At 66.3% G+C, this 15,080-nt stretch carries 13 protein-coding genes; 1 reads left to right on the forward strand and 12 read right to left on the reverse strand.

Annotation, left to right across the window (positions count from 1 at the left end):
* Position 1: 1 nt before the first annotated feature.
* From bcsB to CAL28_RS00250, 12 genes are all read right to left on the reverse strand, one after another.
* The gene (gene bcsB / locus CAL28_RS00195; protein ID WP_094839429.1) at positions 2 to 2,287 is read right to left on the reverse strand and encodes a cellulose biosynthesis cyclic di-GMP-binding regulatory protein BcsB; all 2,286 of its coding nucleotides are present in this window, start codon (positions 2,285 to 2,287) and stop codon (positions 2 to 4) included.
* Positions 2,284 to 4,515, reverse strand: coding sequence for a UDP-forming cellulose synthase catalytic subunit (bcsA, locus tag CAL28_RS00200; protein WP_254925945.1), 2,232 nt, complete (start codon positions 4,513 to 4,515; stop codon positions 2,284 to 2,286). Before bcsA ends, bcsB begins: the two co-directional genes overlap by 4 nt.
* Entirely contained in the window at positions 4,512 to 5,291 is a 780-nt protein-coding gene (gene bcsQ, locus CAL28_RS00205; RefSeq protein WP_094839431.1) for a cellulose biosynthesis protein BcsQ, read from the reverse strand. Before bcsQ ends, bcsA begins: the two co-directional genes overlap by 4 nt.
* A complete protein-coding gene (gene bcsP / locus CAL28_RS00210) occupies positions 5,288 to 5,932 on the reverse strand; it encodes a cellulose biosynthesis protein BcsP (protein WP_094839432.1) in 645 nt (214 codons plus the stop codon). The genes bcsQ and bcsP overlap by 4 nt, the downstream gene beginning before the upstream one ends.
* Positions 5,929 to 6,402, reverse strand: coding sequence for a cellulose biosynthesis protein BcsD (gene bcsD, locus CAL28_RS30250; RefSeq protein ID WP_094839433.1), 474 nt, complete (start codon positions 6,400 to 6,402; stop codon positions 5,929 to 5,931). The genes bcsP and bcsD overlap by 4 nt, the downstream gene beginning before the upstream one ends.
* Before the next feature lie 496 nt (positions 6,403 to 6,898).
* A complete protein-coding gene (locus CAL28_RS00220; protein ID WP_094839434.1) occupies positions 6,899 to 7,810 on the reverse strand; it encodes a polysaccharide deacetylase family protein in 912 nt (303 codons plus the stop codon).
* A 95-nt stretch (positions 7,811 to 7,905) separates the two neighbouring features.
* Complete coding sequence (locus tag CAL28_RS00225) at positions 7,906 to 8,616, reverse strand: ABC transporter ATP-binding protein (RefSeq protein ID WP_094839435.1); 711 nt, start codon at positions 8,614 to 8,616, stop codon at positions 7,906 to 7,908.
* Positions 8,594 to 9,376 (reverse strand): ABC transporter ATP-binding protein, encoded by a 783-nt coding sequence (locus tag CAL28_RS00230; RefSeq protein ID WP_094840530.1) that lies wholly within the window; start codon positions 9,374 to 9,376, stop codon positions 8,594 to 8,596. The genes CAL28_RS00225 and CAL28_RS00230 overlap by 23 nt, the downstream gene beginning before the upstream one ends.
* Complete coding sequence (locus tag CAL28_RS00235; protein ID WP_094839436.1) at positions 9,373 to 10,377, reverse strand: branched-chain amino acid ABC transporter permease; 1,005 nt, start codon at positions 10,375 to 10,377, stop codon at positions 9,373 to 9,375. Before CAL28_RS00235 ends, CAL28_RS00230 begins: the two co-directional genes overlap by 4 nt.
* Before the next feature lie 7 nt (positions 10,378 to 10,384).
* The gene (locus CAL28_RS00240; protein ID WP_094839437.1) at positions 10,385 to 11,254 is read right to left on the reverse strand and encodes a branched-chain amino acid ABC transporter permease; all 870 of its coding nucleotides are present in this window, start codon (positions 11,252 to 11,254) and stop codon (positions 10,385 to 10,387) included.
* Between the two features lie 58 nt (positions 11,255 to 11,312).
* On the reverse strand, positions 11,313 to 12,491 hold the full coding sequence (locus CAL28_RS00245) for an ABC transporter substrate-binding protein (RefSeq protein ID WP_094839438.1): 1,179 nt from the start codon (positions 12,489 to 12,491) through the stop codon (positions 11,313 to 11,315).
* A 43-nt stretch (positions 12,492 to 12,534) separates the two neighbouring features.
* Positions 12,535 to 13,827 carry an amidase gene (locus CAL28_RS00250; RefSeq protein ID WP_094839439.1) on the reverse strand — a complete coding sequence of 431 codons (1,293 nt, stop codon included), beginning with the start codon at positions 13,825 to 13,827 and terminating at the stop codon, positions 12,535 to 12,537.
* Between the two features lie 248 nt (positions 13,828 to 14,075).
* On the opposite strand from CAL28_RS00250, the gene CAL28_RS00255 reads away from it, so the two are divergent.
* Positions 14,076 to 14,963 carry a LysR substrate-binding domain-containing protein gene (locus tag CAL28_RS00255; RefSeq protein WP_094839440.1) on the forward strand — a complete coding sequence of 296 codons (888 nt, stop codon included), beginning with the start codon at positions 14,076 to 14,078 and terminating at the stop codon, positions 14,961 to 14,963.
* The last annotated feature ends 117 nt before the right edge of the window (positions 14,964 to 15,080 follow it).

A 15,080-nucleotide genomic window follows, 5' to 3' on the forward strand; every position in this document is an offset into this window, starting at 1 on the left:
ATCAGCGCTTCAGGCGCCGCTGCGCGCGGGCGTGCAGCGACCAGTACAGCACGGACGCCAGCAGCAGCGCGCCGAGCAGGCAGCAGGCCAGGAAAACCAGCATATGGCGGCTGAAGAACCATTCCGCGTATTCCACCGGGCCCAGCCGTCCGACGTAATAGCTGTCTTCCGCCAGCAGGCTTTCCGCCTGTTTGCCGCGCACCAGCGCCAGCGAACCCTTGATGCCGCGGTCGTCGCTGCTGTCGTCCATCAGTACGTCGAGCGCGTCGGACAGGCCCTGCGGCTTGTTGCCCGACACGACCACCACGCTGCGTCCCGCGGTAAGCGGCGATTCGAATCCGGCCAGCATCGCGTCGGCGCTATCGCTGTTGAAGGAAAGCGTGTCGCGCGGCTGCGGCCGCGCGCCCAGCCATGACGTCGTGCGATAGACCAGGTCCGATATGCTGAAGCGCTTTTCCTTGCCGTCCATGGAGGCCGGCATGTACTGGGCCCATTGCTTGAGCAGCGGCTGGTTGTCGCCCGAGGCGATCACCAGCAGGTCCTTGTCCGCCAGCTTGGCTGCCTGACCCGGCTGTGCCACGGTAATGCCGGTGGCGGGATAGCCGGTGGAGGCGCCCAGGTGGCCCACCAGGGTCAGGTAGGCGCTGTAGTCGGACTCCGACGGCCGGTCAGGCAGGACCACGGTGGTCTGCGACAGGTCGGCCATGCGCGTAAACGGGAACCCGGCCTTGTCAAAGGCATTCAGGTCCGGCATCGCGATGAAATGCGGGATATGCGAAATATCGATCGTCGAATCCGGATCGATGGCGCCGCGCACGTTGTCCAGCAGCGCGTCCTTGCAGTCGCCCTGTTTCAGCACGTCGTAGGAGTAGTACAGCTGCAGCTGCGAGCGCGGCGGCAGCAGGAACAGCGGCAGCTCCAGGCGTTTTTCCGCCGGCAGCGTCGAGTCCGGCAGCAGCTTATCGGCGATCGAGGCGGCGGCCACGGCCGGCAGCGGGATGGCCTGCACGAACTGGTTGTTCAGGCTGACCGTCAGCAGCGACTTGTCGCTGGTCGGCCTGGGCGTATAGCGGTACTTCAGGTCCACCGGCACGCGCTTGTTCTGCCAGTTGAACAGGTCCGGCGGCACGCGCAGGTTCAGACGGATCAGGTCCGGGCGATAGCCCGCGACGTTCAGGGCGCGGCCGTCCGCCAGTTCGCCGAACTTCACCGGGCGGTCGCTGGGCAGCCAGTTCGGCGCGTCGTAAGGCTTGCGGGCCGTCAGGGGCTGCAGCTTGGTGATGGTGGCCGCCTGGCCCGACAGCGTCTGGCCGCCCAGCACCAGGGCGTTCGCGGCGGTCTTCAAATCGGCGCTGTCGCGCCCCTGGACCAGCAGCAGCTTGCCGTGCGGATCGTTGGGATTGTCCACCACCGAAACGGTGGGCGCGCTGACGGCGCCGGCTTGCAAGCCCGGCACGGCCGCGCCGCCCGCGATCAGCACGACGGCATTGCCGGTCTTCGGCAACTGCCCCAGCGTCGTGGGAAAACGCGCCCCGCGATAATCCGCCAGCGCGCCGAACCACGACGAAAGCGCGCCGGCGGCTTCCAGCGTGGCGGGATCGGGCGTGCCTGCGAAGACCATGGGCAGCACCAGCCGCCGCACGTCGCGCCGGTCGAAGAACGGCAGCGGCAGGGTCGACAGGTCATTGCGCATGCGCAGCGGCGCCACCGTCAATTCCAGCACGCTTTCGTTGCCGACGTTGGCCCACAGGCTGGAGTGCAGCGGGTCTTCGCACTGCATCGTGTAGTGGCCGATCAGCTGCAGATTCAGCCGGTTGAAGTCGGTGATCAGGCGCGCCGGGATGTCCACGGTGCGCTGCAGGTTCTTCCCGGCATCTTCTTTCGGCACGGGGATGCTGTAGGCCACTTCGCCGTTGACCATGACGTTGATGTGCGACAGGTCTGGCAGCAGTGCCGGCGAATAGGCGTAGTCCAGCTTCAACTTCGCGCCGGTGACGACCTCGTCCGCCCGCACGCTGAACGGCACGCCGTTGGTGCCATCCACGCCCGTCATGTTCAGCGGATACTGCGCGCCCAGTTGCTTCAGGGTCAGCGAATAGGTGCGCGAGCCATCCGCCGCCGGCGCCCCGGCGGGCGCGGAAGCCGCCGGCGCGGCGGTCCCCGTGGCCGGCACGGGGTCGGACGGCGCCGCGCCGGCGCTATGGAATGCGCCGGCCAGCAGCGTGCCGGCGAGCGCGCCGCACAGGCCGCGGCGGGCGCGGTGGACGCGATTGTGGAACACGGTCATCGATCTCTCGCAGTGCCGGTGGAGGTTTGCGCCGCGACGGCGGGCGTGGCTGCCTCGGCGCGCCGGTGCGCGCGGAAGCGTTCGTGGAAAAAATGGCGCAGCAGCAGCGCGAAGCCATGCGCGCCGATCTTCGTGACTTCCAGCAGGGCCGCCAGCGGCGCATCGGGCTTGCGATTGCCCCAGCCGGACGCCCAGGTATCCGCGCGCGCGAAGGTCAGCTGGGCCAGCTCGACCTGCTGGGCGACGCTTAGCGCATCGAAGCGCAGGCCCACCCTTTCGTCACGGCTGAATACGGCGGTGGCGGGAAAGACGCCTTCCTCCCGGCCGCGAAAGATCGATATCTGCACCTGTTCGTGCAGCGCCACCCGCGCGCCGCGGGGCAGGACCAGCCCCAGCCCGGTCTGCGAGAAGTCGCTGGTTTCGCACGCGACGGTCTTGCCATCGGGCAGCCTGACCATGGCGGGCAGCTGCGCGGCAACGCGCGGATCGCCGCGCAGCTGCCGGTTCTCCGCCGCCACGGCGACGCTCGCGCTGGTGATGACGATGTTGTAGACCGTCCAGGCCAGGTTGATGCAGATGGTGGTCTTGACGTCGGTGTCGCCGTGTCCGAAGGCCAGTGCCGCCAGGCCGGCGGCCATGCCCGCCAGGTTAAGCAGCAGCAGCACGATATAGGGCCGCGCCATCGTCCAGTCGAAGTAGGATTGCTCGATCACGCCGCCCTTGGCGGTGACGTTGAATTTACCCAGCTTGGGATTGATCAGCGCCAGCATCACGGGGCGCATGATGTACCACGCCAGTACGGATTCGTAGACCTCGTTCCAGAACGAATGGCGAAAGCGCCCCTGTATGCGCGAGTTCGTCAAACTGGCATGCAGCAGGTGCGGCAGCGCGTAGGCGGTGATCATCAAGGCCGACGCCTGGAACACGTGCGCGCCGAAGAACAGGTAGGCCAGGGGCGCGGTCAGGAAGACGATGCGCGGCAGGCCATAGAAAAAGTGCAGCATCGCGTTCAGGTAGCACAGGCGCTGGCCGAAGCTCAGTCCTTTGCCGGCCAGGGGATTGTCCACGCGGAAAATCTGCGCCATGCCGCGCGCCCAGCGTATGCGCTGGCCGATGTGGGCCGACAGGCTTTCGGTGGCCAGCCCGGCCGCCTGCGGAATGCCGAGGAAGGCGGTGTTGTAGCCGGCGCGGCTCAGCTTCAGGGCGGTGTGCGCGTCCTCTGTCACCGTCTCGACGGCCACGCCGCCCACTTCTTCCAGCGGGCCGCGCTTCAGGATGGCGCAGGAGCCGCAGAAGAACGCCGCGTTCCACAAGTCGTTGCCGTCCTGCACCAGCCCGTAGAACAGTTCGCCCTCGTTGGGGACGGCGCGCCCGGTGCGCAGGTTCTTTTCGAAAGGATCGGCGGAGAAGAAAAAGTGCGGCGTCTGCAGCATCGCCAGTTTCTCGTCCTTCAGGAACCAGCCCATGCACATCTGCAGGAAGGAGCGCGTCGGCACGTGGTCGCAGTCGAAGATGGCGACGTACTCGCCCTGCGTCTGCTTCAGCGCCCAGTTCAGGTTGCCGGCCTTGGCGTGGCGGTTGTCTTCGCGCGTGATGTAGCCCGCGCCGACTTCCTCGCAGAATTCCCGGAAGGCGTCGCGCCGGCCGTCGTCCAGCAGGTATACGCGCAGCTTGTCGGCCGGCCAGTCCATGGTGAGCGCCGTATAGACGGTTTGCCGCACGACGTTCAACGGCTCGTTGTAGGTCGGAATGAAGATGTCCACCGACGGCCACAGGTTGCTGTCGCGGGGCAGCGGCACCGGCTTGCGGCGCAGCGGCCAGGCGGTCTGCAGATATCCCAGCAGCAGGACGGCCAGCGCATAGCATTCGGCCAGCACCAGTCCCCAGCCGAACAGCATGTCGGTCAGGTTATCGAAGTCCAGGGTGGCGGTCAGTCGCCAGTACATGTAGCGCAGCGATGCCGTGCACGACAGCACGATCAGCGTCAGCACGGTCAGTTGGCCGGCCACGCGGCGCACGCACAGCGCGAACAGGAAGGTCACCACGCAGAACACCAGTTGCTGTTCCAGCGTCAGCGGGATGACGATCGTCAGCCACACGAGCAGGGCCGCCAGCACGGCGATCGCCGCGCGCAGCGGACGGCTTGTCCACACGCCGCGCTGAAGCAGGCGGTCGCCGGGCGCGGGGCCTTCCGGCGGGTAATGGAAGGATTGCTGCCGGCGCTTCATGTCGTGCGGCTCCGCGGATTTTCCAGGCGCGTCAGCACGTGCTGGGCGCATTGCTGTAGGTCGCGCGCGGCGCGGCCATGGGGGTCGTAGTCCAGCACATTCATGTGGCAGGCCAGGGCCTCGCGCACCGACTCGTCGTCGTGGATCACGCCGACCGTGCGTGTTCCCAGGCTCTGGCGCATGACCTGGATGACGTCCTTGGCCAACCGGCGCGACTGGTCGACCTGATTGATGGCATAGACGCAGGGCGTTTCGCCGTTTTCATTCTTCGCGCCGTAGGCTTCGACCATCGATGCGGTGGCCGGCAGCGCGGCGTACGACGCCGCGTCGGCCAGCGTCACGGCCAGCACCAGGTCCGCCGCGGCGATCGCCTGGCGCGTATAGACCGATGGACCGGGCGGCGTATCGATCAGGACGATGGCGTCGTCGGGCAGGCGCATGTCGCGCAGCCGTGTCGCCAGCAGGGTCGGTTCGTCGCGCAGCAGGTGTTCGAGTCGCTGGCGGTCCGTTTCCGGCAACTGTCCATGCGGCAGCACGTCCAGGCCGTTCTTGCCGGCCACGCGCGCGTCGCCCCACGGCCGATGCGACAAGGTGGCGCGGGCCAGCCCGTCCAGGCCGCCCTGCGGGGCGTCGACATGCAGGCGCAGCGCGTTCTGCGGGTCCAGGTCGACCGTGACGACGGGATGGCCCATGCGGGCCAGCGCGGCGCCCATGTTGGCGCTGATCGTCGTTTTGCCTACGCCGCCCTTGGCGGATATCACCGCGATCGTTTTCACGATGACAGCAACCGGTTGAACAAATCGGGCAGGCGCGGCGAGCCGGCCGGCGTGTCATCGCGGGCGGCCAGGCGGCGGAACGGATCGGTGCCGGCGGCTGGCGCGGGTGCGTCGCCGGAGGCGGCGGGCACGGCCGCTTCGGCGCCGGGGGCAGGGGCGATCGTCGGCTCGGCGCGCAGCGCCGGGGCGGCTGCCTCGTTGGCGGCTTCGTCGATCGCGGCGGGTTTCAGCAGCGGCGCGACTGCCGTATGCGCGTCCGTATGCGCCGCCCGGGCGGCCGGCGATTCCACCGGCACCGGGGCGATCGGCACGAGGAAGGCGTCCGGAATGTCGCGGCTGAACGGCTTGGGCCGTGGCGGCATGAACTGCGCGCGAGGCTTGTCCGCGCCGGCATCATGATCGTGCGCGCTTTCGGCCGCGCGCTTTGCTTCGGCTCGTTCCGCTTGCGCGATGACCGAAGTATCGTCCGCGCCCACGGCCGGCGCCGCGATGCCGGCCAGCGGATCGAAGGTCGACAGCACGGGCCAGCGTGCGCGCGCTTCCCGCGCGGCCGCCACCGTGGCGATCTCCTGGTAGGAGCCGGGGTCGCCGCCGAACTGCGCGAACAGCCGGGCGATGTCGTTGTCGTCGTCGGGGTTCATGCCGTGCCACCTTGTTTCGAGAATACGAATCGCAGGCTGCCCGTCCCGGGATCGGCCTGTTGCAGCCGCACGCGCAGCGCATCGCCCGCCCCGGCCGCCGACATCCATCCTTGATACACGCCTTCCAGGAAAGCCGGCGTCCAGTCGAGATGGGCTTGGCCGAAGGCCGCGGAGAGCGGCGAGCAGAAATGCTGGATCGCTAGGGCCGCGCTGTCCTGGTCGTCGAGTTCGACCAGGCCCCAGTCCAGGGGCTTCCATACGGCGTTCATGGCATCGCGCAAATCGGCAATGCTCGCGCATGGTCCCAGCGGGTGAAGCGCGGCGAATCGCAGGCCGACGCGATTCATCAATCCGCGCAGTTCCGCCGTCGACAGATGCGCGCGAAATTCCTCGGCCTGGGCATGGAGAAAATCCCGCCACTGCGGAATGCATAGGCGACCGTGTAGATATTCAAGTTCGGCACCCTGCATCCGAGTTCCCCTCAGCCAGTTGCAAACTACTACCTCACGCTGTCGGCCAAACGGATGAACCGACCACTTATAACGAATTGTGAGTTAGCAATCTTTGTTTAACAAGACAGACAAAGGGGCAGATTCACAACTTCCTTGTTCTTGTCGATATATGTCTGGTGGCAAGGGGGATGTTGCGCCGCATCTACACGAATATGACGGAAGATAACGGATCGATGCGGAGTCTTCCGCTATGTGGCGAAGCCTGTTGTGGTGTGGTACCAACGGCGAACCGCGGGTTTAAGGCCCGGATCGAGGCAACGGCCGGACCGCCGGGGCCTGCTCGAACCGGCCCGTCTGCAGTTCGGCGATCGTCGATAGGCCGTAGTCCGAACGGCCCGGCGCCAGCGGTCGCGTGATGGACGCGGGCGGTGTCCGCAAGGATGCCCGGCTTGCCGATCGCAAGGCAAAAAAAACCGTGCCCGCGCATCGCAGGCACGGCTTCCCTCCCGCTGCATCAAGCCTTGTCCTGGGGACGGACCATCACGCCGTCCTTGAGCCCCGCGCAGTGGTCGTAGATCTGGCCCGGGCGCGTGAACCACACCTTGTCCCGCTGCGGATGCTCGACGATGTACTTCAGCGCCCGGCGCAGCGCGCGCAGGCGGTAAGGCTGGCCGACGATCATGGTGTGCAGCGCGATGCCGCAGACCAGCGGCTGTTTTTCCGACTGCAGCAGCATTTCCTCGAACTGCTCGATGATCATTTGCTCGAAGTCCTGCGCGGTGTGGCGGCGCACCAGCATCTGCGGGGAGTCGTTGATCTCCAGCGGATACGGCACGGACATCAGCGGGCCCGACCGCGTTGTCATCCACACCGGCTGGTCGTCCGCCGGCCAGTCCATCACGAACTTATAGCCGGTATCCACCAGCAGTTCAGGCGTTTGCGCGCTCTGGGACATCCACGGGCCCATCCAGCCGCGCACGTCCTGGCCGGTGTGCTTCTTGATGGCCTCGCGCACTTCGGTCAGCAGGCGCGCCTCGTCGGCGGGCCACAGGTGGCCCTGGGCTTCGGCGTTGGTGCGGCCGTGGCCGATGATTTCGTCGCCCCGCTTCAGGATGGGCTCCAGGACCTCGGGACAGTAGTCGAACAGGACCGTGTTCATCAGGTGCGCGGCCGGCAATCCCAGTTCGTCGAACAGGTCCAGCAGGCGCCAGACGCCGACGCGGTTGCCGTAGTCGCGCCACGCGAAGCCGCGCGCGTCGGGCTGCGGCAGTTCGGTGCCCAGGTGATGGCCCTTGCCGGTCCCGAAGGCAAAGTGCTCGATGTTCAGGCCCAGATACACCGCCAGGCGCTTGCCTTCGGGCCAGCTGTAGTCCGGGCGCCGTGCGATGGCGCTGTAGGGATATCGGTCGTGATAGGGAAGTAGCATGGGATCAATCCGATGATGAAGGTCAACAGGGAAGGGTCACCGCCAAAGGCCGCGCCGAAAGATCGGATGCAAGCCGCGACGATCCATGGGCCCGCTCATACGCCCAGGAACGCGGTCTGTACCTTGGGATCTTCGAGCAGCGCGGCGGACGAATCGTCGAATACCTTTTCGCCCAATTGCAGGATGGCCGTGCGCCTGGCCACGCGCATCGCCCAATTGGCGTTCTGTTCGGCCAGCACGAAGGCCAGGCCCTCGCGCTGCTGGATTTCCAGCAGGATGTCGCCGATGCGTTCGACGATGATGGGGGCCAGTCCCAGCGAAGGCTCGTCCAGCAGGAACAGCTTGGGGCCGCTCATCAGCGCCCTGCCGATGGCCAGCATCTGCTGTTCGCCGCCGGACAGGCTGCCGGCGGCCTGCCGCGCCCTTTCCTTCAGGCGCGGGAAATAGCCGAACATTTGCTCCATGCGTTCGCCCAGGCGGTCGCCGCCGCGGCCGAAGGCACCCATCTTCAGGTTCTCCTGCACGGACAGCGACGGAAACACGCGCCGGCCTTCCGGCGAGAAGCCGATCCCCAGCTTGACGACCTCCGACGCCGCCATGCCCTTGATGCTTTTGCCATTCCACAGGATGTCGCCGCCGTAGCCGTTGACCAGTCCCGTAATGGCCTTCAGCGTGCTGCTCTTGCCCGCGCCGTTCGAACCGATCAGCGCCACGGTTTCGGCTTCGCCGATGCTCAGGTTCAACGCGCGCGTACCGGCGACGCGGCCGTAGCGCACGTCCAGATTACGCAATTCCAGCAGTGACATTCCTAGTCCCCAGATAAGCCTCGACGACACGCTGGTCGCGCAGCACTTCGTCAGGTTTGCCGCGCGTCAATTCCTGGCCGGCCGCCACCACCAGCAGGCGGTCGCACAGGCCGGCGATGAAGCGCATGTTGTGGTCGATGACCATCACGGTCACGCCCGATTCGCGCACGCGCAGGATGGCGTCGCGCACCTGGTCGGTTTCCTCGGCGCTGAGCCCGGCCACCGGTTCGTCCAGCATCAGCAGCGTGGGCCGCGCGGCCAGCGCAATGGCGATACCCAGGATCTTCTGCACGCCGTAGGGCAGGCTGCCGGCGGCGGCATCGGCCACGGCGCGCAGCCCCATGCGGTCCAGCAGTTCGTCGACCTGCGCATCGGATTCGGCGCGACGGCGGCGCGCGCGCGGCGTGTCGAACAGCGTCGAAAGAAAGCCCGGGTAGCGGGTCAGGTAGGAACCGCGCACGATGTTTTCATGCACGGTGCGAGCGCCGTAGACAGCGGTCGATTGGAAGGTGCGCACCAGCCCGCGTTCCGTCAGGCGCGACGGCGCCATGCCGGTTACCGTCTCGCCGCGGAATGCGACGACGCCGCGCGAAGGCTTGATGACGCCGCTGATCAGGTTTACCAGCGTGGTCTTGCCCGCGCCGTTGGGGCCGATGACGCCCAGGATTTCGCCTTCGTAGACTTCGAAGGTGACGCCGTCGACCGCCTTCAGGCCGCCGAAGCTGCGGCCGATGGCCTGTACATCGAGCAGTTTGTTCATGCCCGTGCCTCCTTGCGTGCGCGGCGCAGGCCGCGCAGCATGGCGGCCAGGCCGGCCATCCCGGACGGGAACGACGCCATCACGACGATCAGCGCGATGCCGAACAGGATGCGCTGGATTTCCACGTAGCCGCGCAAAAGCTCCGGCAGCGCCACCAGGAAGGCGGCGCCGATAATGGGCCCGACCACGTGATACATGCCGCCCAGTACATTCATCACGACCAGATTCAGCGAATCGGCCATGCCGAAGGTGGTGGGATCGATGTAATGCATGAAGAAGGCCAGCAGCCCGCCCTGCAGTCCCACCAGCGCGCAGCCGAGCACGAAGACGCCGACCTTCAGCCGCAACACCGGCACGCCCGCGCATTCGGTCAGGCGCTGCGCTTCGCGGGCCGCGTCGATGGCGCGGCCCGTCTCGGACATCAGCAAACGTACGCACAGCGCGGCCACCAGCACGGCGGCGACCAGGGCGATGTAGTACTGCGCGAGCGGCGAGCTCCAGCCGGCGTGCAGGTCCGGCAGGTTCGACAGGCCGTTGGAGCCGCCCGTCAGGCTCTCCCATTCCACCAGCACCAGGCGGATGATCTCGCCGAGCAGGAAGGTCACCAGCACGAAGTACTTGCCGGTCAGGCGCAGCAGGATGGGACCGACCAGCAAGGCCAGCAGGCCCGAGGCGAGCGCGCCGATGGCCAGGCCGACGAAGGGCGATACGCCCAGCTTCAGCACGGACAGCGCGCAGGCATAGGCGCCGACGCCCATGAAGCCGGCATGCGACAGCGAGATGTGGCCGGTACGTATGATCAGGTGCAGGCTGAGCGCGCCGATGATGTTCAGCAGGATCAGGGCGCCGATCGCCAGGATGAAGGCGTTGTCGGCCACGTGCGGCAAGATGGCCAGTACCGCCGTCGCCAGTACGCCGGCGCCCAGCGCCGTCGTTCCGCGCGTGGCGCCGCCCGTGACGGTACCGCGCGCGGCAAGTGTGTTCGAGGAAGTATTCGACATGGCGGCCTCAGCGTTCCGGTTTTCCAAGCAGGCCCCAGGGGCGGACCACCAACAGCGCGATCACGACGCCGAAGGAGACGAATGTGGACGTGGCCGACCCGTAGAAGGTGGACAGGAAGCTTTCGCCGAATCCGAACAGCACGCCGCCCAGCGCGGCGCCGGGAATGCTGCCCATTCCGCCCAGGATCACCACAATGAAAGCCACCATCAAGGGGCGGTCGCCCATGAAAGGGGACAGCGCGTAGGTCTGCGCATAGATCGCGCCGGCGATGGCGGTCATGAACACCGCCAGGAAGAACGCCAACTGGTAGATGCGGCGCGTGTTCACGCCCTGCGCCTCGGCGATTTCGATGTCCTCGGAGGCCGCGCGCACGGCCAGGCCGTAGCGGCTCAGGCTCATGAAGGCCCAGAACGCCAGCAGCACCACGATGGCGATGCCGATGATCATCAGCTTGTCGGCCGGTATCGATACCGGACCGATCGACACCATGGCGTCCACCGCGGCCGGAATGGAGCGTTCGTAGACGTCCCATACCAGCACGCTGCCGTAGACGATGGCGATGTCCAGGCCGAGCAGGCCGATCATGCTCTGGAACATCTTCTGGTAGAAGCGGCGGAATACCAGCCATTCCAGCACCATGCTGGCGGTGGCGACGGTCAGTCCCGCCAGCAGGATGGCCGCCACGTAGGGCAGCTTGAATTCGCCGAAGTAATAATGCAGCGCATAGCCGCCCAGCATGGCGAAACTGCCGTGGGCGAAGTTGACCACCTTCATGATGCCGAACAACAGCGTGAAGCCCAGCGCGATCAGGACATAGATCGCGCTAAGGCTCAGGCCGTTGATCAGCACCTGGGTCAGGACCGGTGCGGAAAACATGCAATCCCCTTGATGGCGGAACGTCCGGCGGGATGGCTCCGGACCGGACGTAAAAGGCTTATTCCTTGACGGGCGTCAGGGTAGTGATGGTCTGCGGCTTGCCGTCCTTGATCTGCGTGATCCAGAACTTGTTCAGCAGCTGGCGGTTCACGCCGTACGCCTTCTGGCCGCCCCATACCACCGGGCCATAAATGCCGGCGTCGTAGCCGCCGAGGCTTTCCAGCGCGCCGCGCACCTTGTCCGTGTCGGTGACCGTGCCGGCATTCTCGAGCGCCTTGAACAGGATCTTCGCCGAGTTGTACCAGCCCGGGGTCTGCGCGTTGATGACGCCGCCCCAGTGCTTCTTGTACGTTTCGATGAACTTCTGCGCCGAGGGCTCGCGGAAGTCGAACACGTCATAGGACATGAAGCCTTCGGCGTATGGACCGGCGATGTCGTTGATCTCGTCGATGCCAGGGCCGCCCACCTGCCAGATCAGGCCCTTGTAGCCGATCTGGCGCGCCTGCTTGACCAGCAGCCCCGCTTCGCCGGGCGCGTTCAGGTTCAAGTCCAGGATGTCCACGCCCTGCGCCATCATGCGCGTCAGCAGCGGCGTGAATTCCTTGGAACCGCGCTCATAGCTTTCCGACCATACGGTGTAGCCGTTGTCCTTGTAGGTCTGGCCCAGCGTCGGCATCACCACCTGCCCCGTTGCATCGTTGGGGACGATCAGCGCGACCTTCTTCACCGTCGGATGGGTTTCCTTCAGCCACTTCACCATGGCGGGGCCGAATTCGACGTTGCTGTTCATCGAACGGAAGTTGTAGCCGTTCTGGCCGCCCTGCTTCAGGATGTCGGGCGCGTACCCGTTGGACAGCACGATGGTCTTGGCCTGGTTGGTGATGGGTACCACCGCCATGGCCGACGGCGTGCCGATGGGGCCGATGATGAACTTCACCTTGTCGTAATTGACCAGGCGTTCGGCGGCGGTGCGGCCGCCCGTGGCGGTGTACTTATCGTCGTACATCACCAGTTCGGGCTTATACGTCTTGCCGCCGATCTTCAGCCCGCCCTGAGCGTTGGCTTCGTCGATCGCCATCTGCACGCCGCGCTGCACGGCCAGGCCCCAGGCGGTACCGCCGCCCGACAGCGGCCCGATGCCGCCGATTTTCAGCGTTTCCTGTGCCTGGACGGACAGGGCCACGCCGGCGCCCAGCGCGGTCAGTATCAGGCTTCCCAGCAGTTTCTTCGCATGCATGAGTCATTCCCCTTGTTCTGGATACGGTGCGGTTGAAGTGAGGTCAGGTGGTTGTACGGTGCGGGGTACCCAGCACCGTTGTGGCAAATCGCGCGGCGGCCAGCAGGCGGTTGTCCTGCCCATACTGACCGACCAATTGCGCGCCCAGCGGCAGGCCGCCCGGGCCGGTTTCAAGCGGAAAGGACACGCAGGGCATGTGCAGCAATGTCCATATCGCGCCGTAGCGCGGCGATCCCGAGTAGGCATGCCCGGCCTCCGCTTCGCCATCGGCCGCCGGGTACAGCAGCACGTCGTAGTCGTCGAACAGCGAACGGGCGCGGGCGCGCATCTGCGCGACGTGCTGCAACATCCCCGTGTACTCGTCCAGGCCGATGTCGGCGCCGCTTTGCAGGCGCGCCTGCAGGCGCGGGCTGAGCAGGCTTTCGCTGTTCAGCCTTTCCTGCGCCAGCGTCTGGCGCGCCTCGAAGGCGAACAGCCGCAGTTGCGTTGCCTCCAGGGCCTCGAACTCGGCCGGCAGCCAGAAGCGCGTCACCCGCGCGCCGGCTTTCTGCAGCGTATCGGCCGCGCGCTCGATGGCGGCAATGGTGGAGGGATGCGCATAGTCCCATTGGCGCGACAGGCACAGGCCGATGCGCGGACGCAGAATGCTGCCGGACATGACGTCGCGCGCGCCGTGCAGGCCCATGGTGAAGAAGGCGGCATCGGCGACGTCGCGCGTGATCACGCCTATGGTGTCCTGGGAGGGGCTGAGCGCTTTCATGCCGGCGGTCGCGATCAGGCCGTAGCTGGGCTTGTAGCCGACGGCGCCGCAATAGATGGCGGGCCGTACGATGGAACCGGTGGTCTGCGTGCCGAAGGCAACGGGCACCATGTAATCGCCCACCGCCGCGCCCGATCCGCTGGAGGAGCCGCCGGGCGTGTGCGTTACCCGCAAGGGATTCACCGCCTTGCTGGGCGTCTGCGTGGCGAACTCGCCGGTGGCCACTTTGCCGATCAACACCGCGCCGCGATGCCGGGCCAGCGCCACGCAGCCAGCGTCGGTGACGGGGCGATGGCCGCGGTAGATGGGCGAGCCGTACTCGGTGGGATAGTCGGCGGTATCGAAGATATCCTTGGCGGCAAAAGGCACGCCGCGCAGCGGACCGGCCGCCATGGCTTGCGCCTGTTTCGCGCCGGTCAGGGCACGCTGCGGGTCGCAGGCGACGAAGGCCTGGATCTGGTCATTGCGTTCGGCAATGCGGTCCAGGCAGGCCTGGACGATGGCGGTGGCCGTTGTCTCTCCGCGTTCGATGGCGGCGACCGCCTCCACGGCGGTCAACTGGTTCAAAGGTTTCACTTCAACGTTCCGTGGGTGTATTCGTGGCGGCCGGGGCAGTCCGTTCCGCGCGATCCAGGTGCCCCGCGCGGCGGGCATCCGCGCGTGGCCGCGAGGTGCGGTGCGACCCACACGGTGTGTCGCGCCGACAGCCCGGGTTGTTCGGGCCGTCGTCCAGCCTGAGTACTGTATGGATCGTCAATTGATATGTCTAATACAATATAAAAGACTGATTAAGACAGAATCCGACCTAATAATCCGGGAAAACGATGCCCCTTCTTTCGCGTGCGCTACGCGCCTTTATCGTGGTGGCCGAGGAGCTGCATTTCGGCCGGGCGGCGATTCGCTTGAACATCAGTCAGCCGCCGCTGAGCCAGTTGATCCGCCAGTTCGAGGCCGAAGTAGGCACGGCGTTGTTCGCGCGTTCGACGCGGTCGGTACGGCTGACGCAGGCGGGCGAAGTACTGCTGCACCGCGCGCGGCGCATGGTGGACGACAACGATTCGATTCTGCGGTCGGTGCGGCGGGCCGGCAGCGGCGACGCGGGCCGTCTGGCGGTAGGCTTCGTGAGTACAGCGGCCTATCGGGTGTTGCCGGGAGCGATTGCCCGCTACCGCGCGCAGTATCCGGAGGTGGAGCTGGTGCTGTTCGAAGAGTTGACGGGGGTGATTACGGATAAATTGATGGCGGGGACCATAGACCTGGCGATTTTTCGTCGCCTGCCTCGCGCCATCGAGCACGATCTGATTTTCGAGCGGGTGCATCGCGAGAAAATGGTGCTGGCGATGCCGGCCGATCATGCGTATCGCGAGCTGGAGAAGGTGCCGATGGCGAAGCTGGACGGGCAAGCGATGGTGGGTTTCCAGCGTGAGGCGTCTTCTTACTTCAATGCGGTGCAGACGCGGCTGTTCCGGGACCACAACGTGCGGCCGCGCATTGTTTACGAAAGCGTGTTGCCGACGCTGTTGGCATTGGTCGAGGGCGGCATGGGGATGGCGCTGGTGCCGGAGTCGGCGGCGGGCCTGCGCAATTCAGTGCTGTACCGGCCGTTGTCGGGGTTGCCGAATGCGTTCGATGTCGATCTGTATTGCGCACGCAGGCCGGATAATCTGAACCCTACCGCGCAGGCGTTTGCGCGGATTCTTCAGCGAGGGTAGTTGTCTTGGGCATGGGGAACTGACGGGTGTGTCGGCGCGTGTTTTGCTGATGCCGATCCGTTGATCGTTGCTGTCGGGGCGCGTCTTGCTAATGCCGTCCGGCGGGGGTGGTGCCTG

Source organism: Bordetella genomosp. 11, from assembly GCF_002261215.1.
Taxonomy (GTDB): domain Bacteria; phylum Pseudomonadota; class Gammaproteobacteria; order Burkholderiales; family Burkholderiaceae_B; genus Bordetella_C.

What these genes read in the sequence shown, in the direction of transcription:
- CAL28_RS00220 (WP_094839434.1), bottom strand. Translation starts at nt 7,810, where the DNA reads ATGCTACTTCCCTATCACGACCGATATCCCTACAGCGCCATCGCACGG.
- bcsA (WP_254925945.1), bottom strand. Translation starts at nt 4,515, where the DNA reads ATGAAGCGCCGGCAGCAATCCTTCCATTACCCGCCGGAAGGCCCCGCG.
- bcsB (WP_094839429.1), bottom strand. Translation starts at nt 2,287, where the DNA reads ATGACCGTGTTCCACAATCGCGTCCACCGCGCCCGCCGCGGCCTGTGC.
- bcsP (WP_094839432.1), bottom strand. Translation starts at nt 5,932, where the DNA reads ATGAACCCCGACGACGACAACGACATCGCCCGGCTGTTCGCGCAGTTC.
- CAL28_RS00235 (WP_094839436.1), bottom strand. Translation starts at nt 10,377, where the DNA reads ATGTCGAATACTTCCTCGAACACACTTGCCGCGCGCGGTACCGTCACG.
- CAL28_RS00255 (WP_094839440.1), top strand. Translation starts at nt 14,076, where the DNA reads ATGCCCCTTCTTTCGCGTGCGCTACGCGCCTTTATCGTGGTGGCCGAG.
- bcsD (WP_094839433.1), bottom strand. Translation starts at nt 6,402, where the DNA reads ATGCAGGGTGCCGAACTTGAATATCTACACGGTCGCCTATGCATTCCG.
- CAL28_RS00245 (WP_094839438.1), bottom strand. Translation starts at nt 12,491, where the DNA reads ATGCATGCGAAGAAACTGCTGGGAAGCCTGATACTGACCGCGCTGGGC.
- CAL28_RS00240 (WP_094839437.1), bottom strand. Translation starts at nt 11,254, where the DNA reads ATGTTTTCCGCACCGGTCCTGACCCAGGTGCTGATCAACGGCCTGAGC.
- CAL28_RS00230 (WP_094840530.1), bottom strand. Translation starts at nt 9,376, where the DNA reads ATGAACAAACTGCTCGATGTACAGGCCATCGGCCGCAGCTTCGGCGGC.
- CAL28_RS00225 (WP_094839435.1), bottom strand. Translation starts at nt 8,616, where the DNA reads ATGTCACTGCTGGAATTGCGTAATCTGGACGTGCGCTACGGCCGCGTC.